Origin of the sequence: Burkholderia sp. AU33545 (assembly GCF_020419685.1) — a bacterium.
Taxonomy (GTDB): Bacteria; Pseudomonadota; Gammaproteobacteria; order Burkholderiales; family Burkholderiaceae; genus Burkholderia; species Burkholderia diffusa.
In genome coordinates this window covers 321,119-342,019 of the sequence record NZ_JAIZRQ010000005.1, presented here as the reverse complement: position 1 = coordinate 342,019, position 20,901 = coordinate 321,119, and the positions used below count along the sequence as shown (strand labels likewise).

Annotated in this window: 22 protein-coding genes and 1 pseudogene; 8 read left to right on the top strand and 15 right to left on the bottom strand. The window is 64.8% G+C overall.

Going from position 1 to position 20,901, the window contains the following annotated elements; all coding sequences use genetic code 11:
• Positions 1-300 precede the first annotated feature (300 nt).
• The gene (gene uraH / locus LGM71_RS18985; RefSeq protein WP_011657188.1) at positions 301-654 is read left to right on the top strand and encodes a hydroxyisourate hydrolase; all 354 of its coding nucleotides are present in this window, start codon (positions 301-303) and stop codon (positions 652-654) included.
• Positions 655-721: 67 nt separating this feature from the next.
• Positions 722-1,915 (top strand): urate hydroxylase PuuD, encoded by a 1,194-nt coding sequence (locus LGM71_RS18980; protein WP_059599958.1) that lies wholly within the window; start codon positions 722-724, stop codon positions 1,913-1,915.
• A 97-nt stretch (positions 1,916-2,012) separates the two neighbouring features.
• Here LGM71_RS18980 and LGM71_RS18975 read toward each other — a convergent pair whose 3' ends face one another.
• The 12 genes from LGM71_RS18975 to LGM71_RS18920 all read right to left on the bottom strand — a co-directional run bounded on the left by LGM71_RS18975 (position 2,013) and on the right by LGM71_RS18920 (position 12,832).
• Positions 2,013-2,423 (bottom strand): ACT domain-containing protein, encoded by a 411-nt coding sequence (locus LGM71_RS18975; RefSeq protein WP_226115848.1) that lies wholly within the window; start codon positions 2,421-2,423, stop codon positions 2,013-2,015.
• 175 nt (positions 2,424-2,598) lie between these two features.
• On the bottom strand, positions 2,599-3,111 hold the full coding sequence (locus LGM71_RS18970) for an ureidoglycolate lyase (RefSeq protein ID WP_059599956.1): 513 nt from the start codon (positions 3,109-3,111) through the stop codon (positions 2,599-2,601).
• Positions 3,108-4,121, bottom strand: coding sequence for an allantoicase (gene alc / locus LGM71_RS18965; protein WP_059599955.1), 1,014 nt, complete (start codon positions 4,119-4,121; stop codon positions 3,108-3,110). Before alc ends, LGM71_RS18970 begins: the two co-directional genes overlap by 4 nt.
• Before the next feature lie 61 nt (positions 4,122-4,182).
• Positions 4,183-4,704, bottom strand: coding sequence for a 2-oxo-4-hydroxy-4-carboxy-5-ureidoimidazoline decarboxylase (uraD, locus tag LGM71_RS18960; protein ID WP_059599954.1), 522 nt, complete (start codon positions 4,702-4,704; stop codon positions 4,183-4,185).
• A complete protein-coding gene (puuE, locus tag LGM71_RS18955) occupies positions 4,701-5,654 on the bottom strand; it encodes an allantoinase PuuE (protein ID WP_059599953.1) in 954 nt (317 codons plus the stop codon). Before puuE ends, uraD begins: the two co-directional genes overlap by 4 nt.
• Before the next feature lie 150 nt (positions 5,655-5,804).
• Entirely contained in the window at positions 5,805-6,641 is an 837-nt protein-coding gene (locus LGM71_RS18950; RefSeq protein ID WP_124622492.1) for an aspartate/glutamate racemase family protein, read from the bottom strand.
• Positions 6,642-6,651: 10 nt separating this feature from the next.
• On the bottom strand, positions 6,652-8,136 hold the full coding sequence (locus LGM71_RS18945; RefSeq protein WP_151051676.1) for an NCS1 family nucleobase:cation symporter-1: 1,485 nt from the start codon (positions 8,134-8,136) through the stop codon (positions 6,652-6,654).
• 149 nt (positions 8,137-8,285) lie between these two features.
• Complete coding sequence (locus tag LGM71_RS18940) at positions 8,286-8,990, bottom strand: GntR family transcriptional regulator (RefSeq protein WP_151051674.1); 705 nt, start codon at positions 8,988-8,990, stop codon at positions 8,286-8,288.
• Positions 8,991-9,297: 307 nt separating this feature from the next.
• Complete coding sequence (ldcA, locus tag LGM71_RS18935; protein WP_174908720.1) at positions 9,298-10,236, bottom strand: muramoyltetrapeptide carboxypeptidase; 939 nt, start codon at positions 10,234-10,236, stop codon at positions 9,298-9,300.
• 112 nt (positions 10,237-10,348) lie between these two features.
• Positions 10,349-10,930 (bottom strand): tRNA adenosine(34) deaminase TadA, encoded by a 582-nt coding sequence (gene tadA, locus LGM71_RS18930; protein ID WP_059599948.1) that lies wholly within the window; start codon positions 10,928-10,930, stop codon positions 10,349-10,351.
• Positions 10,927-11,328, bottom strand: a complete 402-nt coding sequence (locus LGM71_RS18925; RefSeq protein WP_044843744.1) for a DnaJ family domain-containing protein — start codon at positions 11,326-11,328, stop codon at positions 10,927-10,929. Before LGM71_RS18925 ends, tadA begins: the two co-directional genes overlap by 4 nt.
• Before the next feature lie 286 nt (positions 11,329-11,614).
• On the bottom strand, positions 11,615-12,832 hold the full coding sequence (locus LGM71_RS18920) for an MFS transporter (RefSeq protein WP_226115847.1): 1,218 nt from the start codon (positions 12,830-12,832) through the stop codon (positions 11,615-11,617).
• Positions 12,833-13,138: 306 nt separating this feature from the next.
• Between LGM71_RS18920 and LGM71_RS18915 the strand changes: the two genes are divergently transcribed.
• The 6 genes and pseudogenes from LGM71_RS18915 to LGM71_RS18890 all read left to right on the top strand — a co-directional run bounded on the left by LGM71_RS18915 (position 13,139) and on the right by LGM71_RS18890 (position 17,464).
• A complete protein-coding gene (locus tag LGM71_RS18915) occupies positions 13,139-13,909 on the top strand; it encodes a GntR family transcriptional regulator (RefSeq protein WP_226115846.1) in 771 nt (256 codons plus the stop codon).
• Positions 13,906-15,645: a fumarate reductase/succinate dehydrogenase flavoprotein subunit gene (locus LGM71_RS18910; protein ID WP_226115845.1), complete on the top strand. Its 1,740-nt coding sequence runs from the start codon at positions 13,906-13,908 to the stop codon at positions 15,643-15,645. Before LGM71_RS18915 ends, LGM71_RS18910 begins: the two co-directional genes overlap by 4 nt.
• A gap of 17 nt (positions 15,646-15,662) precedes the next feature.
• Positions 15,663-15,908: a ferredoxin family protein gene (locus LGM71_RS18905; protein WP_006755644.1), complete on the top strand. Its 246-nt coding sequence runs from the start codon at positions 15,663-15,665 to the stop codon at positions 15,906-15,908.
• 10 nt (positions 15,909-15,918) lie between these two features.
• Positions 15,919-16,077, top strand: a pseudogene (locus LGM71_RS18900) (ABC transporter ATP-binding protein); the annotation flags it as partial.
• A gap of 35 nt (positions 16,078-16,112) precedes the next feature.
• On the top strand, positions 16,113-17,108 hold the full coding sequence (locus tag LGM71_RS18895) for a HEAT repeat domain-containing protein (RefSeq protein WP_226115843.1): 996 nt from the start codon (positions 16,113-16,115) through the stop codon (positions 17,106-17,108).
• Positions 17,105-17,464 carry a gamma-butyrobetaine hydroxylase-like domain-containing protein gene (locus LGM71_RS18890; protein ID WP_226115841.1) on the top strand — a complete coding sequence of 120 codons (360 nt, stop codon included), beginning with the start codon at positions 17,105-17,107 and terminating at the stop codon, positions 17,462-17,464. Before LGM71_RS18895 ends, LGM71_RS18890 begins: the two co-directional genes overlap by 4 nt.
• 656 nt (positions 17,465-18,120) lie before the next feature.
• Here the strand turns inward: LGM71_RS18890 and LGM71_RS18885 are convergent.
• From LGM71_RS18885 to LGM71_RS18875, 3 genes are all read right to left on the bottom strand, one after another.
• Positions 18,121-18,654 (bottom strand): hypothetical protein, encoded by a 534-nt coding sequence (locus LGM71_RS18885; protein WP_226115830.1) that lies wholly within the window; start codon positions 18,652-18,654, stop codon positions 18,121-18,123.
• The gene (locus LGM71_RS18880; RefSeq protein ID WP_226115828.1) at positions 18,651-19,139 is read right to left on the bottom strand and encodes a hypothetical protein; all 489 of its coding nucleotides are present in this window, start codon (positions 19,137-19,139) and stop codon (positions 18,651-18,653) included. The genes LGM71_RS18885 and LGM71_RS18880 overlap by 4 nt, the downstream gene beginning before the upstream one ends.
• A 212-nt stretch (positions 19,140-19,351) precedes the next feature.
• Positions 19,352-20,593 (bottom strand): hypothetical protein, encoded by a 1,242-nt coding sequence (locus LGM71_RS18875; protein ID WP_226115826.1) that lies wholly within the window; start codon positions 20,591-20,593, stop codon positions 19,352-19,354.
• Positions 20,594-20,901 lie beyond the last annotated feature (308 nt).

Below are 20,901 nucleotides of genomic sequence, written 5' to 3'. Positions count from 1 at the left end.
GCGATCCGGAATACCGCGCTTCACGGATTCGATATGGTACGCCGCGCAACGCCCGGCCGAGCGCCCGAAACGGCCGCCGGAAGCCGTATCCGGCGTGCCGTCGACAGCCGCTCATGCGCGGCGCATTATCTTTGATATCGCGCCCGTATTTGCGCGGGGAACCTTTTTACAATGCCTGCACGGCGCTCGCTTCAATCTCGCCGACGGGTATGTAGCCACGTGACGTGGAGCCTCGATCCGCCGCACAGTCAATGGATCGAGTCGCCGCCGAACCTCGCATTCACACAAGGACAATTGCGAATGGGAAAGCTCACTACCCACGTACTCGATACGGCACACGGTCGCCCCGGCGCTGCCATCAAGGTGGACCTCTACGCGCTGGACGGCGAATCGCGCCGCGCAATCAAGACCGTTCTGACCAATAGCGACGGGCGCTGCGACGAACCCCTGCTCGAAGGCGCCGCGCTCGCCGCCGGCGAATACGAACTCGTGTTCCATGCCGGCGACTACTTCGCGTCGCTCGGCGTGAAGGTGCCCGAACCCCGCTTCGTCGACCGCGTCGTCCTGCGCTTCGGCATCGCCGACACCGCATCGCACTACCACGTGCCGCTGCTCGTGTCGCCGTGGTCGTACAGCACCTATCGCGGCAGCTGACAGCGCATCGGCGCCCGACGCATCGGCGCCCGCATCAAAGACAACGATCTGAGTCTGGAGGAGTTTCATGGAAGGCTTCATCACCGACTGGCTGAACCTCGCGCTGCGATGGCTGCACGTCATCGTCGCCATTGCGTGGATCGGCGAGTCCTTCTATTTCGTCGCGCTCGACAACAGCCTGAAACCGCCGACCGACGCAAACCAGCGCAAGCGCGGCGTGTTCGGCGAACTGTGGCACGTCCACGGTGGTGGTTTCTACAACATGCAGAAGTACACGGTCGCCCCGCCGGAAATGCCGGATGACCTGCACTGGTCGAAGTGGCCGTCGTACACGACCTGGCTGTCGGGCTTCTCGCTGTTCTTCGTGCTGTACCTGCTCGCACCGAACACGTACCTGATCGACAAGAGCGTGCTCGACATGGGCCCGGTGGTCGCCGTCGCCTCCGCCCTCGGCTTCCTCGCGGCCGGCTGGATCGTCTACGACTCGCTGTGCCGAATCCTCGGCACCAACGATCGCGTGCTGGGCATCTGCGTCGGCGTCTACGTCGTCGTCGCCGCGTACCTCGCGTGCCACATCTTCTCGGGCCGTGCGGCGTACCTGATCGTCGGCGCGATGCTCGCGACGATCATGTCGGCGAACGTGTTCTTCGTGATCATCCCGGGCCAGCGCAAGATGGTCGACAAGATGCTCAAGGGCGAAGAACCGAACCCGATCTACGGCAAGCGCGGCAAGCAGCGTTCGGTGCACAACACGTATTTCACGCTGCCGGTCGTGTTCGCGATGCTGTCGAACCACTATGCGATGACGTACACGAACAAGTTCAACTGGGTCGTGCTCGTGCTGATCATGCTGGCCGGCGCGCTGATCCGTCAGTTCTTCGTGATGCGTCACCGCGGCAAGCAGCTGTGGTACCTGCCGATCGGCGGCGTCGCGCTGCTGTCGGGCGCACTGGTGTGGACGATGCCGAAGCCGGTCGCGCCGGAAGCGCAAGCGGCCAACGCACCGAAGATCGTGATCAACGACATCATGCCGATCCTGCAGCAGCGCTGCGTCGAGTGCCACTCGGCGAAGCCGACGCTGATGGGCAGCGCGCCCGCCGGCGTGATGTTCGATACGCCGGACGAAGTATCGAAGAACGCGCAACGCATCTACGAACAGGCCGTGCGCCTGAAGGCGATGCCGATCGGCAACGTCACGCACATGACCGACGACGAGCGCGTGAAGCTCGCCGCATGGTTCGAGGGTGGCGCGGTCAAGTAAGCCGCCGTGCGCCGGCCGTCGGTTGCCGGCGCAATCCTCTCCGTTCGCGGGCCCGGAAACGGGCCCGTTTTTTTGCCCGTCCGGAACGTGTGCCCCGCTAGCTCCGTATCGCGTCGCGCTGCAGCGCGACGAGCGCATCAAGCGCGCGCGGGCCGTCGTCGAACGGAACGAAGATGTGATCGTGATACGCAGCAGCCATCACGTTGCAGCTGATGCCTGCCGCGCCGAGGGCGCTCGCGAACGCGGCCGTCAGGCCGACCGCCGCGAGGTCCGAATGCACCGTCAGCGTGATCCACGCGGCGCGGAACAGCACGGGCCAGCCGCGACGTGCGGCCGTTGCCTCGTCGACGACGACCGTCATGCCCTCCGTTTCCCGGAACGTCGCAATCGCTTCGGATAACGATATGTCGGCATCGGCCGGCAGAGCGACGAAGGCGAACGCACCGCGATGCAGTTCCGGCCGCATCGTGCGCAACAGGATCGCGAGGTCGTTTTCAGGTTGGCTCATCGTGGTACGGCCCGGGAACCGGGCGTCGTGCGGTGGCGATGCGGGCACGATAGCACGCGATCGACGTCTTCGACGTAGCGGCGGCGTCATGCCGTGATGCGTGCGCCGAGACCATAAAAAAACCCGCGCAGGTCGCGCGGGTCTCTTCGATGAAACGGTACTGGCGAAACGCTGCTCAGGCCGTCAGCGCATCAAGTGCGTCCTCGGTGAGCCACAGCGATTCCGGCAGGTCCTGCTCGTTCAGGTTCAATCCGTCGCCGCCGCGATCGACGACGATGAAGTCGCTGACGCCGCCGAGCGCGATCAGCGGGTGATGCCACACGCCCTTCGCATAGTTCACGCCCTGCCACCCGCTCGTGACGAACGCGCGGATCTTCGACGGGTCGAGATCGCCCGCCGGCGCGACGACGACGAGATACGGCTGGTCGTTCAGCGGCACGAACGCCTGGCTGCCGAGCGGATGGCGCTCGAGCATCTTCACCTCGAACGGCAGCGTGCGGGGCTGGCCGCGGAACAGGTTGACGAGCGTGCGGCCGTCTTCGTCGGTCACGTCGACCTTCGCGAGATCGTGAAAGCGGATCGTCGTGCCGAGGTTGATCGGAATCTGCTTCGCGCCTTCCGTTTCGATCACGTCGCCGAACGGCGCGAACGCGTCCTTGGTCAGCGGTTCGATTACGAGTGTCTTCATTTGTCGAGCGTCCCCCACAGACGCAGGCGCGACACACCGCCGTCCGGAATGATGTTCAGGCGCACGTGGGTCACGGGGCCCAGCGATGCGATCTCGTGCTCGAAGTAATGCTGCTTGTCCATCTGCAGCTTCTGTTCGCCGAGCAGCACCGGCCAGAACATCGACTGCGTGATCAGCGAGCTGTCGGTGCCGCCCGACACGTACGCGGCCTGGATCGAGCAGCGGTCCGGGTAATTGCCCTTGAAGAAAGCGGTATCGACTTCGATCTTGCGGATCACGCCCGGCTGCGCGAGCGCGATGATCGCCCAGTCGTTGCCCGGTTCACGGCGGCGGCGGGTCTCCCAGCCATCGCCCATGTTCACGCCGCGGCCCGGCAGCAGCAGGTTCGACGCGACGCCGAAATGCTGGTTGTTCGCGGCTACCACGTAGCCGCCGTTTTCCATCGCCGCGAGGTCGAACTGCTCGGTCGCGCTCGCGCCGGCCCAGTCGAGCTGCGGCTGGCCATACACGCGCAGGCGCGCGATGCCGCCGTCCGGATAGATGTTCACGCGCAGGTGCGTGAACGCCCGTGCGTCGCTCGCTTCGACATAGTGATGGCTGTTGCCCTGCAGCGTCGTCGACGGCACGATCTCGACCCATTCGGTCGCATGCGTCGGCGCGCCATCGGCCACGTATGCCGCCTCGATCGACGCGGCCGGCGGGAAGTTGCCGGTGAAGTGGCTCGTGTCGATGTCGAAGCCCTTGATCACGCCCGGCCGCGCGAGCTTGACGATGCACCAGTCATAGCCCGTCGTGCGCTTGCGGCGCGTCTCCCAGCCGTCCATCCACTTGCCGTGGTCGTCGTACTTGCCGGGGATGAACACCGCCGGCTCGGGGTTCAGCATCCGGTCCTTGGGCGCGAAGAAGTCGTCGCTGGCCTCGAGCGCCTGCGCACCGAGGCGCGGGTCGGCGAGGTTCACGTAGCGCCGCGTGAAGTCGGGGGCGTCGGGATCGAGAAGCGGAACAGCCATGATGTTTCCTTGTTTCAGTGATGCGATCGGCCGCCGCGACGCAGCAGGCCGTCGTGAGGTGTCAGGCGTCGATCAGGTCGTCGAGGCGAAAGCGCGCGATCCGGTAGATCTGGTCGAGGCTCGCGCGCAGTTCCTCGGTGCGCGAATGATTCACGCGCGACTCGAAGTTCGCGATGATGCCGTGCCGGTCGTAGCCGCGCACCGCGAGGATGAACGGAAAGCCAAACTTCTCGCGATACGTGCGGTTCAGCGTCAGCAGCTTGTCGAACTCTTCCTGCGTGCACTGGTCGAGGCCCGCGCCGCTCTGCTCGCGCGTCGACTCGGCCGTCAGCTCGCCGCGCACGGCGGCCTTGCCGGCGAGCTCCGGGTGAGCATTGATCAGCGCGAGCTGGCGCACTTCGCCGCCCGTCTCCACCGCGTTCGACATCGTCTCGTGCAGCGCATCGATGCTCGCGAACGGCCGCTCGCCCGCGGCGACCTCGGCCACCCACGGCGAATGTTCGAAGATCCCCGACAGCGCCGCGACGAATGCGCTCGGCGCCATCGTGTTCAGTTGCTCCAACGTGTAACGCATCGCCTTCATGCTTTCCCTTCGTTTCGATGATTGGGCTGATACGGATGATGTTCACGCCAATGACGCGCGATATCGACACGGCGCGTCACCCATACGCGATCGTGCTTCTCGATGTGATCCAGGAAACGCTGCAGCCCGCGGAAACGTCCCGGCCGGCCGAGCAGACGGCAGTGCATGCCGATCGACAGCATCTTCGGCGCTTCGTCGCCCTCCGCGTACAGCACGTCGAATGCGTCGCGCAGGTAGTCGAAGAAGTGGTCGCCGGTGTTGAAGCCCTGCGGCGTCGCGAAGCGCATGTCGTTCGTGTCGAGCGTGTACGGCACGATCAGTTGCGGCAACTTCCTGCCGCCCGACACGTCGACGTCCATCCAGAACGGCAGGTCGTCGCCGTAGTTGTCGGAGTCGTACAGGAAACCGCCGTATTCCGCGACGAGACGGTGCGTATTGGGGCTGTCGCGGCCGGTATACCAGCCGAGCGGACGTTCGCCCGTCACGCGCTCGATCGCTTCCATCCCGAGGCGCATGTGCTCGGCTTCGAGTTCCGGCGTCATGCTCTGGTAGTGGATCCAGCGCCAGCCGTGGCACGCGATTTCATGACCCAGCTCGACGAATGCGCGCGCGAGTTCCGGATGACGCTCGATCGCCATGCCCACGCCGAACACCGTCAGCGGCAGCCCGCGCTTCTCGAATTCGCGCAAGATGCGCCACACGCCGGCACGCGAACCGTATTCGTAGATCGATTCCATGCTCATGTGGCGGTCCGGATACGCGGCCGCGCCGACGATTTCGGACAGGAACTGCTCGGAACCCGGATCGCCGTGCAGCACGCAGTTCTCGCCCCCCTCCTCGTAGTTCAGGACGAATTGCACGGCGACGCGGGCACGCCCGGGCCAGTTCGCCTGCACGGGATGGCGGCCGTAGCCGATCAGGTCGCGAGGATAGTTGGGATCGAGTGACATGGGTTCGAAGTGCCGCGAAAGCTTGCTGAAGTAATGGGTTCGCATCGACCCGCGCGGGTGCCGGAGGCCGGCCGCACGGGCCGATGCGATGACGGCCCAGTGTAGCGAAAACGTTCATACGCGCCCATACAGCGGCGCAGATAGTGCATGTCAGACGGCGTGTATGTGCGGTTGCGGCAAATTCGGGACCGGTTCCGACGCGTCGCTCCCGCTTCGCGCCGTGGCGGCGGCCGGCGCGGGTGCGGGCGCGTCCTCCGGCGGGCTGAAACGCGCGAATTCGCCGTCGTAGCGCTTCGGCAGCGGCCGCGCATAGTCGCCGCGCTTCGCGGTCGCGAGGCGCAGCGCGACGAGCGCCTCGGCCCACTTGACGGCCGCCGTGACGCCTTCCACGACCGGCGCGCCGATCTGCTGCTCGATCTCGTGCGCGAATTCGGCCATCCCGGCGCAGCCGAGGACGATCGCGTCGGCGCCATCCTCGTCGAGCGCGCGCCGGCATTCGTCGACGATGATCCGCCGCGCCGCCGAACCGGGCCGGTCGAGCTCGAGCACCGCGACGTCGGTCGCCCGCACGTTGCGGCAGAACCGCTTCATCCCGTAGCGCTCGGCGAGATGCCACGCCATCCCGCAGGTGCGCGCGAGGGTCGTGACGACCGAGAAGCCCGGCGCAAGCACGCTCGCCGCATGCATTGCCGCCTCGGCGATCCCGATCACCGGCCCGCGCGCGAGTTCGCGCGCCGCATACAAGCCCGGGTCGCCGAAACACGCGATCACGTATGCGTCGCAGCCATCGCGCTCGCCCTGCGCGATCTCGGCCAGAAGCCCGGGCGTCGCGAGCGCCTCGTCGTAATAGCCTTCGATCGACGGCGGCCCCATGGGCGGGCTCACCGCGACGATCTCGGTGCCTGCCGCTGCGATTTCACGCGCGCAGCGGCCCATCGCATCGGTCATCCGCTGCGTCGTGTTCGGATTGATCAGCTTGATCTTCATCGTGCGCTCCTCAGGCCTTCGTGCTCACGAGCAGCCGGTAGAACACGAAGCCGAGCCCCGCGCCGATGAACCACGAGAAGTTCGCAGCGGCCTGCCAGCCCGGCACCATCACGCAGATGACGGCGATCACCGCGGCCGGCAGCAGCGCCGCGATCGCGCGGCGGTTCACGCCGCCCGTGTACCAGTAGGTGCCGCGCTCCGACATCGTGTACAGGTCGTCGCGCACGAGCCGGCCGCGCTTGACGAGGTAAAAGTCGGCAATCAGCACGCCGTACAGCGGACCGATGAACGCGCCCAGCACGTCGAGCGTGTAGTGGATCACGGCCGGATTGTTGAACAGGTTCCACGGCGTGATGAAGATCGACGCGACGGCCGCGAGCATCCCGCCCGCGCGCCAGCTGATCAGCCGCGGCGCGACGTTCGAGAAGTCGAACGCGGGCGACACGAAGTTCGCGACGATGTTGATGCCGATCGTCGCGATCGTGAAGGTCAGCGCGCCGAGGATCACGGCGGTCGGATGGTCGATGCGGCCGACCGTCTCGACGGGATCGGTGATGAGTTCGCCGAACACCGGAAGCGTCGCGGCGGTGGTGATCACCGTGACGAGTGAGAACGCGAGGAAGTTGACCGGCAGTCCCCAGAAGTTGCCGCGCTTCACGTCGCCGAACGAGCGGCAGTAGCGCGAGAAATCGCCGAAATTGAGCATCGGCCCGGAGAAGTACGACACGACGAGCGACACGGCCGTGATCATCACCGGGATCACTTCCGCGCCGTGATACTTCACGCCGCCGAGGTTGATGCCGATGTTGCGCCATCCCGCGCGCCACACCATGTAGCCGGCCAGGATGAACATCACGACGTAGACGGCCGGGCCCGCGAAGTCGATGAACTTCTTGATCGTCTCCATCCCGTTCCAGAACACGAGCGCCTGCAGCACCCAAAGCAGCATGAAGCCGGCCCAGCCGACCGCCGACAGCCCAAGGAAGCCGTAGCGATGGACGTCCGCGTACGGCAGCCATTGCGGAAAGAACTTCAGCACCACGATCACGAGCGCGCTGGACGCGAGATAGGTCTGGATCCCATACCACGCGATCGCGATCAGCCCGCGGATCACGGCCGGCACGTTCGCGCCGAGCACGCCGAACGTCGCGCGGCACGCGACCGGATACGGTACGCCGATCTGCTGGCTCGGCCGCGCGATCAGGTTGCACAGCCGGTTCACGATCGTGATGCCGACGATCAGCGCGATCAGCACCTGCCAGCTCGTCAACCCGAGCGCGAAGAGGCTGCCCGCGAACACGTAGCCGCCGACGCTGTGCACGTCCGACATCCAGAATGCGAAGATGTTGTAAGCGCCCCATGTCTGATTCTTAAGGGGTGCCAAATCTTCGTTGTACAAACGTTGACTGTAACCGTCCGGCAACGTGGGGCCACCGCCCTCGCCGCCTTCTTCCGCCGGATACGCACTGTCGTGCGCCACACTGAACTGAGCCATGACTTCTCCTTGACGCGGCCGAACAGCCGCTCCACCGTCATCGATATCGCTCCGGATCGTTGCCCGGAGTCGGACTGGCGGCCGGCGGCGCGAACCGCCGGCCTGCATTGCTCTCGTCGTGTGGCGCGCGGCCGGGTTCGCGTCGCCGCTCAGGCGCCGCCGAACACTTCGCGCAAATCGACCTGCCCTTGCGCGGGCCGGTCCAGCATCTTCAGTTCGACATGCTGCAGGTGGTGCGCCATCAGCGTCACCGCCCGCTTCGAATCGCCCGCTTCCAGTGCGGTCAGTATCTCGTCATGGTCGTCGCACGAGCACGGGCTGCGCCCGTGCGATTCATACAGCGCCGACATCAACGTCGAGCGTGCGACGAGCCCGTCGAGGCACTCGCAGAGCGTCGCATTGCCCGTCAGCGCCGCGAGCGCCGTGTGGAATTCGCCCGACAGGCGGATCCACGCTGCGAAGTCGTGCCGCTCGAACGCCTTGCGTTCCTTGTCGATCAGCGCGGCGACGCCCTTGAGCCGTTTCGCTCCCGGCCCCGTCGCGAGCCGCTCGACGACGGCCAGCTCGATGATCCTGCGCATCTCGAACACCTCGTGCACGTCCTGCAGCGTCGGACTCGCGACGAACGCCCCGCGGTTCGGCTCGAGATCGACCAGCTTGTCGGCCGCGAGCTGCGAGAGCGCCTGCCGGATCGTTCCGCGCTTCACGCCGAACACGTCGCAGAGCTGTGCCTCCGTCAGCTTCGCGCCGGGCGCGAGCCGATGCTCGAGGATCGCCGTGCGGATCCGCTCGGCGATCGCTTCGGGACCGGCAGCGCCGGACGGATGGGTATCGGGATCGTTCATGTTCTGCATCGTGTGATGGTCCTCATCCTAGGACGGACATAAAAATTGTCAACAATTCTTTTCCGGCGTTTCGCACAATCGGCGTGCACGACCGCGACCTCAATCGGTGCGGGATGCGCGAAATCCATGCACACCAAGCCTGTATGCCATGACAGAGGCCGTTCTTGTCGTATACCCTTCCCGGGATTTTGTTGACAATACTGGTGCAAGAACCGGCGACGACGCTGTCGAAGTCCGCCGGGATTTTTGACCGTTAGTTGCGCATTTACATAAAGAAAAAGGCGGGAACCCCGCCTTTTCATCGACCACGTCAGCGTCAGCCGAGGTGCGGATAGTCCGACAACGTGAGCCGGAACCCGTGCGCATTCGCGACCAGTTGCGCCTGCGCGCCGAACGGCAGCGTCAGCAGGTCGGGCACGTGGCCGAACTGCAGCCCGGTGACGACCGGAATGCCGACCACCTCGCGCACCTGGTCGATCATCGCCTGCATGTCGTAGCCGTTGTCGTATTCGAACGGCCGCGCGCCGGTGAACTGGCCGAGCACGAGCGCCTGCTGGCGCGCGAGCAGCCCCGACAGATGCAGTTGATAGATCATCCGCTCGATCCGGAACGGCTGTTCGTTGACATCCTCGACGAACAGGATGCCGCCCTCGATGTCGGGCATGTACGGCGTGCCGATGAGCGATGTGAGGATCGCCAGGTTGCCGCCCCACAGCGTGCCCGTCACGTTCACGGTCTGCACCTGCGGCGCCTCGGCGATGATCGTCGTGCTCGGCTGCGTCAGCGTCTGCCAGAAGTGCTGCATCGTGAAGTCGCTCGGCGTTTCCGCGCCGAAGTCGGCCGACAGCATCGGGCCGCCGAAAGACTTGATGCGCGCCTTCGCGTACAGCGCGAGCTGGATCGCGGTGAAGTCGCTGTGGCCGACGAGCGCGATCGGCTGGTCGCGCAGCCGGCGCTCGAGCCCGCGATAGTCGAGCCCGTGCAGGATGCGCGCGGCGCCGTAGCCGCCGCGCACCGCGAGCGCGATGTCCGGCAGCGCGCGCTCCGGATCCGCGAGGCGGTTCAGGTCGCCCGCCCGCTCGCCGTCGGTGCCGCCGAATCGCTGGAAGCGGCGCTGCGTCGCCTCGATGTTCTCGATGCGATGTTGCGAGCCGCTCAGGCGCTCGAGCGCGCGGTTGATCGCATCGGGGTCGTGCGGATAGCCGGACGGCGCCAGCAGGCGGATGGTGTAGGACGCAGCGGGCTGGAGGGACATGGCGAAAGGTGTCGAGGTCGTCAAACCTGCTTAGAGGGTCCGAACCGTCTCCGGTTCACCGAACCGTGCTGCCCGCCCCGCTCCGGGCGACGGGCGACGGGTGCGGCAAGGGTTACGGCGCGCCGGATTCGGCGTCGCGTGCGAGCCGTGCTTCACGCAGCGCGCGACGGCGCTCCGCGAAGAACGACTTCAGCGCGGCCCCGCACTCGTCGGCGAGCACGCCGCCGGTTACGTCGGTATGGTGGTTGAGTTGCGGATTCGCGAACGCGTCGATCACGCTGCCGCACGCGCCCGTCTTCGGATCGGCGGCGCCGTAGACGACTCGCGCGATGCGTGCGTGCATGATCGCGCCCGCGCACATCAGGCACGGCTCGAGCGTCACGTACAGCTCGCAGCCGGGCATCCGGTAATTCTGCAGATGCTGCGCGGCCATGCGCAGCGCGGCCATTTCCGCATGGGCCGACGGATCGTGCCCGCCGATCGGGTGGTTGAAGCCGCGTGCGATCACCTCGTCGCCGCGCACGAGCACCGCGCCGACCGGCACTTCGCCGGCCGCGCGCGCCTCTTCGGCAGCGGCCTGCGCGAGCCGCATGAAATGCAGGTCGCGCGCCGACACGGGTGTGGCTTCGGGAACGGGAGAATCGGGAGCAGCAACCGATCCGGCTGCCGCGTCGTGCAGCGCGTCGGCGCTCACATCGGCCCCGCTTCGGCGGGCGCGTCGTCGAGCCCGCGCTCGCACAGACGTTCCGCGATGCGCCGGCAATAATCGCGCGGCATCACCATCGGGCCGCCGCGCAGCGATTCGAGCGCCATGTCGAGGGCGAGAATCTTCGCCTGCAGCCGGCAGCGCGCGGCACGATCGCTGACCGCCTGCAGTTCGTCCTGCAGATTGCGCAGCGCGCGCAGTTGCTCGACGGCCGGCGGCACGAAGCCCGCATTCTTCAGGATACGGTTGGCCACCCGCACCTCCTCGGGTACGAGCAGGTCGTCATCCAGCGCCTGCGGCGCGCCGGTACCCGGCAAATCGTCGAACTCGCCCCGCGCGGCAGCAGCGGCAATGCGTTGTTCGACCAGTGCGTCAAGCAATCTCATCAGTCAATCGGAACAAATGCGGCAGCCGAATTCTAGCAGGGTGACGTGCGTATGACAGGCCCTTCGAAGGCATGCTCGATATTGTGTTTTTTAAGGGCCGAATCGGCGCGCATGGGCGCCGATCGCCACGAGTTGCCGCTGTGCTGCGCCGCAGCAGGCTCCGCGCCGATTTTGCGCCGATTTCGCTCTGTTTGCGTGGGCGATGTCCGGCCCTGTTTTTTTTATTTTCGTCTGGGTCGATCGGCGTTCGTCGTCCCGCCGGAATCGCCGTTTCGCGACTGCCGGGTCATGCGGCGACCACTTGCGACCGCGCCTTCGAAAACGGACGGAACATCATCGCGACGAGGAACGCGCCGATGCCGATCGCGAACGATCCGAGGTACAGCCAACCGTAGCTGCCCAGCGCATCGACGATCAGGCCGCCCGCGACCGGCCCCGCCGCCATCCCGAGACTGCCGGCCATCGCGCAGCCGCCGATCACGGTGCCCATCATCCGCAGCGGGAAATTTTCGCGCGCGAGCACCGCATAGAGCGGCATCACGCCCGCATAGATGAAACCGAACAGCGTCGCGACCGCGTAGAACCCGTCGAGCGTGCGCACGAAGTAGTAGCCGAGCGCGCCGAGCGCCTGCGCGAGCAGTCCCGCCACGAGCATGCGCTTCGCGCCGAGGCGATCGCCCAGCAGCCCGAACGCGATGCGCCCGCCCATGCCGGCGAGCCCCTCGACGCTGTAGATCGACACCGCGACGATCAACGGAATCCCGCACGTCACCGCGTAGCTGACCGTGTGGAAGATCGGGCCGGAATGCGTCGCGCAGCAGAAGAAATTGGTCAGCAGCAGCACGATAAACTGCGGCGAGCGCAGCGCGCCGCCGACCGACAGCGGCGCGGATCGGGGCACGCCGGCCGGCGCCGGCTCGGCGTGCGGCCCGTCGAGCGCGGGGGCGCGGCGCACGAGCAGCGACGCAGGAATCATCACGGCGGCCGCGAGCGCGGCGATCAACAACATCGAGGTGCGCCAGCCGTGGCCCGACACGAGCCATGCCGCGAGCGGCGACATCGTCATCGGCGCCATGCCCATGCCGGCCGACACCAGCGACACCGCGAGACTGCGATGCGTGTCGAACCAGCCCGTCACGCAGGCCATCATCGGCGCGAACACCGCGGCCGTCGCGCTGCCGACGGCCAGCCCGAAAATGAGCTGGAACGCAAGCAGCGACGGCGCGCGGCTCGCAAGCGCCAGGCTCGCCGGCAGCAGAATGGCGCCCGTCACGACCACCGCACGCGTGCCGATCCGGTCCGACAGGCTGCCCCAGCCGATGCTCGCGAAGGCCATCGCGATGAAGCCGAGCGTCATCGCGGCGGAAATGCCGGTCATCGACCAGCCGGTGTCGCGTGCGACGGCCCGCAGGAACACGGGCAGCGAAAACATCGCGCCGATCGCGATGCAGCCCATCAGGCCGCCCGCGGCGACGATCACCCAGCGATAGCGGGAATCAGGCATCTGGCACCTCCTTTCTCTCCGTAGGTCAGGCCTCGACGAGGAACCGGGCTGCGGACGCCGTCGCGAATCCGGTCGACATCGATACGACGAACGACGCAGCGGGGAATCGACATGCGTGGCACACGCGAGCGCTCATGCCCGATCGTCGACGGTGTCGAGCGGTCGACAAGGGGCAGATCCGGACGAACCTCGGCCGCGCAGCCGCCCCGCTTTTCCGGAATCGGAATGTCGAAATCAGAAATGGTTGGTTTGGGCGTGCGAACGCGGTCACTACACTCGATTCCTCTTGTCATGACAAGTTGACCAATGACCCGCTCCAATGTCGTGCCGCTGTCGGCGGCCCCGCTCTACGTGCAGATCAAGGACACGTTGCGCACGCGTATCCTCGACGGCACTTATGCGCCACACAGCAGGATGCCGTCCGAGCACGAACTCTGCGCGATGTTCGACGTGAGCCGCATCACGGTGCGCCAGGCGCTCGGCGACCTGCAGAAGGAAGGCCTGCTGTTCAGGCTGCACGGCAAGGGCACGTTCGTATCGAAGCCGAAGGCGTTCCAGAACGTGACATCGCTGCAGGGCTTCGCCGAGGCGATGTCGTCAATGGGCTACGAAATCGTCAACCAGTTGCGCAGCTTTCGCACCGTGAAGGCCGACCGCCATCTCGCAGCGAAGCTGAACGTGCCGGAAGGCGCGCCGCTCGTCGAGATCCGCCGCGTGCGGCTGCTGAACCGCGAGCCCGTGTCGCTCGAGCAGACGTGGGTGCCCGCGGCGCTCGGCAAGCGGCTCGCGGGCGCCGATCTCGCAACCCGCGACATCTTCCTGATTCTCGAGAACGACTGCGGCGTGCCGCTCGGCCACGCCGACGTGTCGATCGACGCGATCCTCGCCGACGATGAAATCGTCGATGCGCTGCGCGTCGAGGAAAGCAGCCCCGTGCTGCGGATAGAGCGCCTGACGCACGACGCATCGGGCGCGCCGATCGACTACGAACACCTGTACTTCCGTGGCGACGCGTTCCAGTACCGGCTGCGCATCGACCGGCAGAAGACGCACCAACCATTAAGGAACCCGCAATGAACACCCATGTACTCGAATACGACATCGTCGTGGTCGGCGGCGGCACGGCCGGTCCGATGGCGGCGATCAAGGCGAAGGAGCGCGACCCGTCGCTGCGCGTGCTGCTGCTGGAGAAGGCCAACGTGAAGCGCAGCGGCGCGATCTCGATGGGGATGGACGGCCTGAACAACGCGGTGATTCCCGGCCACGCGACGCCCGAGCAATACACACGCGAGATCACGATCGCCAACGACGGGATCGTCGACCAGCAGGCCGTATACGCATACGCGACGCACAGCTTCGCGACGATCGAGCAGCTCGACCGCTGGGGCGTGAAGTTCGAAAAGGACGGCACCGGCGACTACGCGGTGAAGAAGGTCCACCACCTGGGTTCGTACGTGCTGCCGATGCCGGAAGGTCACGACATCAAGAAGGTACTGTACCGGCAGCTGAAGCGTGCGCGCATCGCGATCACGAACCGGATCGTCGCGACGCGCGTGCTGACCGACGCGCACGGCCGCGCGAGCGGCGTGCTCGGCTTCGACTGCCGCACGGCCGATTTCCACGTGATCCGCGCAAAGGCCGTGATCCTGTGCTGCGGCGCGGCCGGCCGTCTCGGGCTGCCGGCATCCGGATACCTGATGGGCACGTACGAAAACCCGACCAACGCGGGCGACGGCTACGCGATGGCGTACCACGCCGGCGCGGCGCTCGCGAACCTCGAATGCTTCCAGATCAATCCGCTGATCAAGGACTACAACGGCCCGGCCTGCGCGTACGTGACGGGCCCGCTCGGCGGCTTCACCGCGAACGGCAAGGGCGAACGCTTCATCGAGTGCGACTACTGGAGCGGCCAGATGATGTGGGAGTTCTACCAGGAACTGCAAGGCGGCAACGGCCCGGTGTTCCTGAAGCTCGACCACCTCGCCGAAGAAACGATCCAGACCATCGAGCAGATCCTGCACACGAACGAGCGGCCGAGCCGCGGTCGCTTCCACGCAGGGCGCGGCACCGACTACCGACGCCAGATGGTCGAGATGCACATCTCCGAAATCGGCTTCTGCAGCGGCCATAGCGCGTCAGGCGTATACGTGAACGCCCGCGCGGAAACGACCGTTCCGGGGCTCTACGCGGCCGGCGACATGGCGGCCGTCCCGCACAACTACATGCTCGGCGCGTTCACCTACGGCTGGTTCGCCGGGCAGAACGCGGCCGACTACGTCGCCGGCCGCGATCACGCGCCGGTGGACGACGAACAGGTCGCGGCCGAACGCACCCGCGTGCTCGCGCCCCTCACACGCGAGCGTGGCCTCGCGCCGGCGCAGGTCGAATACAAGCTGCGCCGCATGGTGAACGATTACCTGCAACCGCCGAAGGTGACGCGCAAGATGGAAATCGGACTGCAACGCTTTGACGACATTATTGAGGATATCGAAGAACTCAAGGCGGTCCATCCGCACGAACTGATGCGCGCGGCCGAAGTGCGCGCGATTCGCGACTGCGCCGAAATGGCCGCGCGTGCGTCGCTGTTCCGTACCGAGAGCCGCTGGGGGCTATACCACCATCGCGTCGATTTTCCGCATCGCAACGACGCTGAATGGTTCTGCCACACATGGTTGCGCAAAGATGCCGACGGCACGATGCGCAGCGAGAAACGGCCGGTCGAGCCCTACGTCGTGCCGCTTGCCGACGACGAACGCAGCGCCTACGCGCACCTGCGCATCCGCGAACCGGCCGCCCTCGCGGCCGCCCTCTGACTCCGAGGAGCCTTACCGTGCCCCATACCCCGCACGACATCTTCCTGCGCAGCAGCGCGCCCGTGACGATCGACGAGGACCGCTGCATCGCCGACAAGGGCTGCACCGTCTGCGTCGACGTGTGCCCGCTCGACCTGCTCGCCATCGACGTGACCAAAGGCAAGGCCTACATGCAGTTCGACGAATGCTGGTACTGCATGCCATGCGAACGCGACTGCCCGACCGGCGCCGTCAAGGTCGACATCCCGTACCTGCTGCGCTGACCCGACGGGCCGCCGTCGCGTCGAGACCGCACGTGTGCTGGTCTTCCGACCGCGCATCCTGCTGACGGATGAATCGTTCGGCGTGCTCGACGCACAGACGCGCCGAATGATGCAGACGCTGCTACTCGACATCGGATCGCGGATCGGTGCGACCGCGCTGCTCGTCACGCCTCACACGCTTCGTTAATGATCCTGATTTTTCCCATGACCGCTTCCTCCCCTGCTTTCCCGCTGCATGGCGCGCACGCCTCCGACCATGCCGCGCTCGTCGCACGTGTTGCGGCACCCGATGCATCCGTGCGCCGCATCGCGCTGCTCGAACTCGCCGATCTCGAGGATCCCGATCTCGTGCCGGTCTTCGTTGCGGCATTGCGCGACGATCCGGCCGCCGTCGTGCGCGGCGAAGCTGCGCGGGTGCTCGCCGCCTGGGAGCAGCCCGTCGTCGTCGACACGCTGTGCCACGCGCTGCTCGATCCGGACGACGACGTGCGCGCGACCGCGGCACACAGCCTGTCCGAACTGAAGGATGTCGCGTCCGGCGCCGTGCTGTGCCGCTGGGCCGAACACGCCGAGCCGTTCGTGCGCGGCGCCGCGCTGCGCGCGCTGCGCGAACTGCGCGACCCCGACGCGCTCACGCCGGCACTGCACGCGCTCGACGCGCCGGCGGCGGCCGTGCGCGCCGAGGCCGTCGCCGTGCTCGGCTGGCTCAAGGACGTGCGTGCGTTGTCGCCGCTCGCACGCATCGCCACGAACGACACTTATGCGGACGTGCGGCGCATCGCGGTCGGCGCGGTCGGATTCGCGGCGTCCGACGACACGACCGTCGTCACCGCGTTGCTTGCGGCGCTGCGCGACGCCGAATGGCAGGTACGCGAGGAAGCGGCCGCGACGCTCGGTAAGCTGCGTGTCGCGGTCGCACGCGCGCCGCTCGTCGCCGCGCTCGATGACGATTACTGGCAGGTGCGCTTGCGCGCGGTGCGCGCACTCGGGCAATTGCGCGACGCCGCCGCGGCGCCGGCGGTCGCCGCGCTGCTGTCGCATGCGATCAGCAACCTGCGCAAGGAGGCGGCGCTCGCGCTAGGCGAACTGCGCGATCCTGCGACGCTGCCCGCGCTGCATGATGCATTGGAGGATCGCGATCCCGAAGTACGCAAGGCCGTGCGCATCGCCATCGTGCAGATTGGAGGAGATGCACGATGACGCCGCCGACAGAGATTCGTCTCGATCATGCGACTCGTGCGTTGACGCTGTGTTGGCCGGACGGCAGCACGCAGCCTATCGGCTATGCGCGCTTGCGCGGCGATTGTCCGTGCGCCGCGTGCCGGAAGATCCGGCTTGATGGCAGACAAGTCGACGCGCCGCTTGATCTGACGCTGAACGGCGTGGAACCGGCCGGGTACGGCATCCGCCTGCTGTTCGGCGATGGTCACGCGCGCGGCATCTATCCGTGGTCATATCTGGCGGAACTTGGCAGAGACGAGACGGATGTGGGCATCGCATCGCGCGATGTGCCGGCACAGCGGCCAGCCATTCACCGCGCACCGCGGGTGCCTTGATCCGCTCGCTGTCCGGCCGTGCGCGCGGCGGTGCACGGGGCGGGCAAGACGGCAAGGAAGACACGCTCCTCCAGCGTCAATCCAGTCACGATCGCCGTTCGCACAAACGACAACGCCCGGCAGGTCATCCCTGCCGGGCGTCCGCATCGTCAGATGCCGTGGTCCGCTACCGAGGCACGCCCCGGCGCCGAATCACTCCCACTCGATTGTCAATTGGGCCCTTGAAGCCAACGCCGACGGGCGGTCGAGACGATCCATGCAAACATGATACCGTAAAGCGTACCGTCGCACGCCCTGCTCTAGCGGCTTGCATTATGCAAGCCATATCGCGCTGAGAAATTCTCCCGGTTCGGTCCATCCGTCTAAGACGGTCTATCGGCGTCCACGCATCGACCGATGAACCCATGCGTCGCACCGAATTGGGCCGACAAAGCCCTCCTGCGCCCCCGAATGACGGTATCACGAACGACAAAATGCCGCCAAGACGTCGATACCGTCACTTGATACCGTCGAAGTAGTGAACTTTGCTTATCTAGAGAGGCTGGATCACAAAAACCAACGCCAAATTACTCTAGCCCCCTCCTTCATGTTGCGTCTTCACAACAGATCAGGCCACGTCACCATACAATAGAGCTAACGAGGTGCTGGCATTGACACTAAACCTCTTCAGCGTCTTCCAGAGCGCTTCTTACCAGCGCACCATCGATGAGAAATGCGTCGATTTCGTCCTGGTTAGCAAGGCGGGCCAAAATATCGAAGCTACTGCATTTAACGTCCAAGAGGTGGTTGAGACGACCCCGAATTCGTGCCACAAAGGATTTGTGATTAGCGAGATGGCTCAGCCTGTTTTCGCGTTCGTAATCCGGAAGTTGAGCTGAATTCTCAAGTTCCGTTTCTGCGTCATTCGTGAATCGCTCAAAAGCATCCAGTCGGTGCTCAAGCAATTCCATCAGTTGCGATTGGGCCCGGACGACGGCTTTTTTATATCGGCCAATGTTCTCCTCAGAGAAATTTCCACTAATGATGATCTCGCAGATTTTTCCCGCCGCGAGGCGCTCAAAAACGGCGAACACGGGATGCTTCAGAACATCAGACTCAAAAAATCTGCCAGGAAAGTAGCAGGGGCCAGACGGTCCGTCCGACCACCAGCCGTTGTAGCTAGCTGAAAAAGGCTCGGGCTGCGATCTCAACAAGCTCCTAAAGCTCTCTTCTGGAGAAAGAACATCTGGAGGCAATCGTCGTTGTTTTTTGCGATCCGCGAGAGATAGGCGTGCTTCATCGCGCTATCGAGCGCCAGATCCGGAATCGCCTCGAAGCATTCGACGATGACAGCAGAAATTCTCTCGAAACGCGATTGCTCCTCGGCAATTTGGTGATTTCTGATGTCCACACAAAGATTCGCGATGTAGGATAGGTTGGCCTGCATTGCACCAAAAACGCTGAGCCCCAACAGGGCAGGCATCAACGCATGCGCGTTATCGACTTCCACGGGCTCCAAGCCCGCCACAGCACTGATCCGCCCCTTTTCAACACAGGCGGTCGTGAGCAGCCCCTTGAGCTCTCCGCTATTGATCGCCATCAACTCTCGAGAGGAATCCTTCTTAAAGACGATCCGGTAAAAAACGTCGTCCTGCCTCACTCCCCGCACAACGTAGTTCAAAGCGATGTTGAGCACAGATCCGAGCGAATTCTCCGAAATGAGCGAGGGTCGGGGGATGAGGTCATACAATTTCGGGTTGTTGTCGAAGATCGCGCCTCCTCTTGGGTAGATTTGACATCAATGCGCCTAGCCCCTTCGTGGCCTATGTATCGAGGTTTGCCTGATCATATCGAACGATCACGATTGAATCGCGTCACAATTCGCGTGATGGATATTTCTCCGTCGTCTCAGTGTTCCTCAAGCACCGTTTCAATTTGAATCCCGAACTCGGATTTCAGTCGGCTCATCCCGTCTTCTTCAGCAGATATCCACGGAGTCGGTCTCCTTCCCTCGTTAAACGGTGCACGTCTTGATTCGAGATGTTGATCCTGGGTATCGAGCAACCCCGCAAGAATCTCGTCGAGTGCTTGACGATCCACAACTCCGCTGTCGGTGATCGTCGCCGTCAACGATTCGACTAACTCCACCGGCGCCGAATAGGACGACTTGGCTTGCCGGATGCGCGCTGCCGCGTCCAATCCTTCGGGCCTGAATAGCTGTGAATTCCGATCTGCAACCCACGCGTCACTGGTCTTGTAAAAGCCTGCCCCCTGCGCCTCATCGCTGATGTCCGCCTGCGCACGTACGAGATCAACATCCCCTCGCTGTGCTTTCCCCGAAAACAGCACGGTTGCAAGTCGACGCAGACCGATGGCAGCAAGCTGCTGACACAACGCGGTAAGAGATATCGCCCTGCCAACGGCTTCGATGCCTCCCGCCTGCTCAATCAGACTCGACAGGGCCGAAAAATCCGGATCCGCAACCTGAAGGAGCGGGCGCGTTTTCTTGCCCGCCATGGGAATGTACAACCCTGCCACCAGCCAGCTATCGAAGCATGCGTGCATCGCAGGAGGCAGAGCCCCGGGGCTCCGCAGGTTTTCGACCTGCGGTACCCCGTGCGCGATCGCCGAAGCGAGAGCCGAACGCGATGTCTGGGTGCCTTTGCATTCGATGGCATGGTAACGCCCAGCCGTGTCAATCCCCACGAAATCCGGCAGCTTTGGCGGTCCCCGCTTGCCTTTTTTCAACGCCAGTTTGGTTCCCGTTGTCAGCTCCAGCGACTTGACCCAGTAGTCAGTCGGCGCGAAATGCACAAGATCGAGCGACTCCATCAGATACAGCAAAGGGAATCCCATTCCCCAGTCGTCGGCAAGAATGGTTTTCTGATGCGGGTCTAGGTCTTTCCACTCCTGTCGAAGTGCCAAGTGCTTCTCGAACGGATCGACTGCCGCTAAGTAGCGATGATGTGCCCATGTGTCCGCGAGCGAAAAACCGACGTACATGGGCGGCGCAGTCACAATGGCTATCAGACCGAACGCATTATGCTCGTCCGCACTCCAGGTAGTTTTTTTCCCCGCCAACGCCAGCAATTGGGGAGGAAGCCCTCCCGTCCCGCACGCAGTGCTCACTTCGATTTCGATTGTTTTCATAATTCTGCTCCACCAACCCGAAGGCGCTGCAGCATGAGATCTTAGCGCCCTTGAACGTGCCGAAAGCCGTGTCGAATAGGTACACCGGGCTTGACACCTGGCTAGACCAGTAGCCCTTGTGCGGGACACCAAGCCGCTTGCACACATCGACCACAACCTCTCCGTATTCTGGCCCTCCACCGCGCAACTGATTTTTCACTGCATTGCCACCGAAGGCGCAAATTTCATCGCCGGGCGCGGCGCTATACCTTGATGAGTAAGAGGGGAATCGTTTGTATTGGGCGCCCGATGCGAATGAGCTAAGCCAT

Bases quoted from the DNA above. Each gene is read 5' to 3' on its own strand.
- uraH (WP_011657188.1), top strand. From the start codon at position 301: ATGGGAAAGCTCACTACCCACGTACTCGATACGGCACACGGTCGCCCC.
- LGM71_RS18980 (WP_059599958.1), top strand. From the start codon at position 722: ATGGAAGGCTTCATCACCGACTGGCTGAACCTCGCGCTGCGATGGCTG.
- LGM71_RS18975 (WP_226115848.1), bottom strand. From the start codon at position 2,423: ATGAGCCAACCTGAAAACGACCTCGCGATCCTGTTGCGCACGATGCGG.
- LGM71_RS18970 (WP_059599956.1), bottom strand. From the start codon at position 3,111: ATGAAGACACTCGTAATCGAACCGCTGACCAAGGACGCGTTCGCGCCG.
- alc (WP_059599955.1), bottom strand. From the start codon at position 4,121: ATGGCTGTTCCGCTTCTCGATCCCGACGCCCCCGACTTCACGCGGCGC.
- uraD (WP_059599954.1), bottom strand. From the start codon at position 4,704: ATGAAGGCGATGCGTTACACGTTGGAGCAACTGAACACGATGGCGCCG.
- puuE (WP_059599953.1), bottom strand. From the start codon at position 5,654: ATGTCACTCGATCCCAACTATCCTCGCGACCTGATCGGCTACGGCCGC.
- LGM71_RS18950 (WP_124622492.1), bottom strand. From the start codon at position 6,641: ATGAAGATCAAGCTGATCAATCCGAACACGACGCAGCGGATGACCGAT.
- LGM71_RS18945 (WP_151051676.1), bottom strand. From the start codon at position 8,136: ATGGCTCAGTTCAGTGTGGCGCACGACAGTGCGTATCCGGCGGAAGAA.
- LGM71_RS18940 (WP_151051674.1), bottom strand. From the start codon at position 8,990: ATGCAGAACATGAACGATCCCGATACCCATCCGTCCGGCGCTGCCGGT.
- ldcA (WP_174908720.1), bottom strand. From the start codon at position 10,236: ATGTCCCTCCAGCCCGCTGCGTCCTACACCATCCGCCTGCTGGCGCCG.
- LGM71_RS18925 (WP_044843744.1), bottom strand. From the start codon at position 11,328: ATGAGATTGCTTGACGCACTGGTCGAACAACGCATTGCCGCTGCTGCC.
- LGM71_RS18920 (WP_226115847.1), bottom strand. From the start codon at position 12,832: ATGCCTGATTCCCGCTATCGCTGGGTGATCGTCGCCGCGGGCGGCCTG.
- LGM71_RS18915 (WP_226115846.1), top strand. From the start codon at position 13,139: ATGACCCGCTCCAATGTCGTGCCGCTGTCGGCGGCCCCGCTCTACGTG.
- LGM71_RS18910 (WP_226115845.1), top strand. From the start codon at position 13,906: ATGAACACCCATGTACTCGAATACGACATCGTCGTGGTCGGCGGCGGC.
- LGM71_RS18895 (WP_226115843.1), top strand. From the start codon at position 16,113: ATGACCGCTTCCTCCCCTGCTTTCCCGCTGCATGGCGCGCACGCCTCC.
- LGM71_RS18890 (WP_226115841.1), top strand. From the start codon at position 17,105: ATGACGCCGCCGACAGAGATTCGTCTCGATCATGCGACTCGTGCGTTG.
- LGM71_RS18875 (WP_226115826.1), bottom strand. From the start codon at position 20,593: ATGAAAACAATCGAAATCGAAGTGAGCACTGCGTGCGGGACGGGAGGG.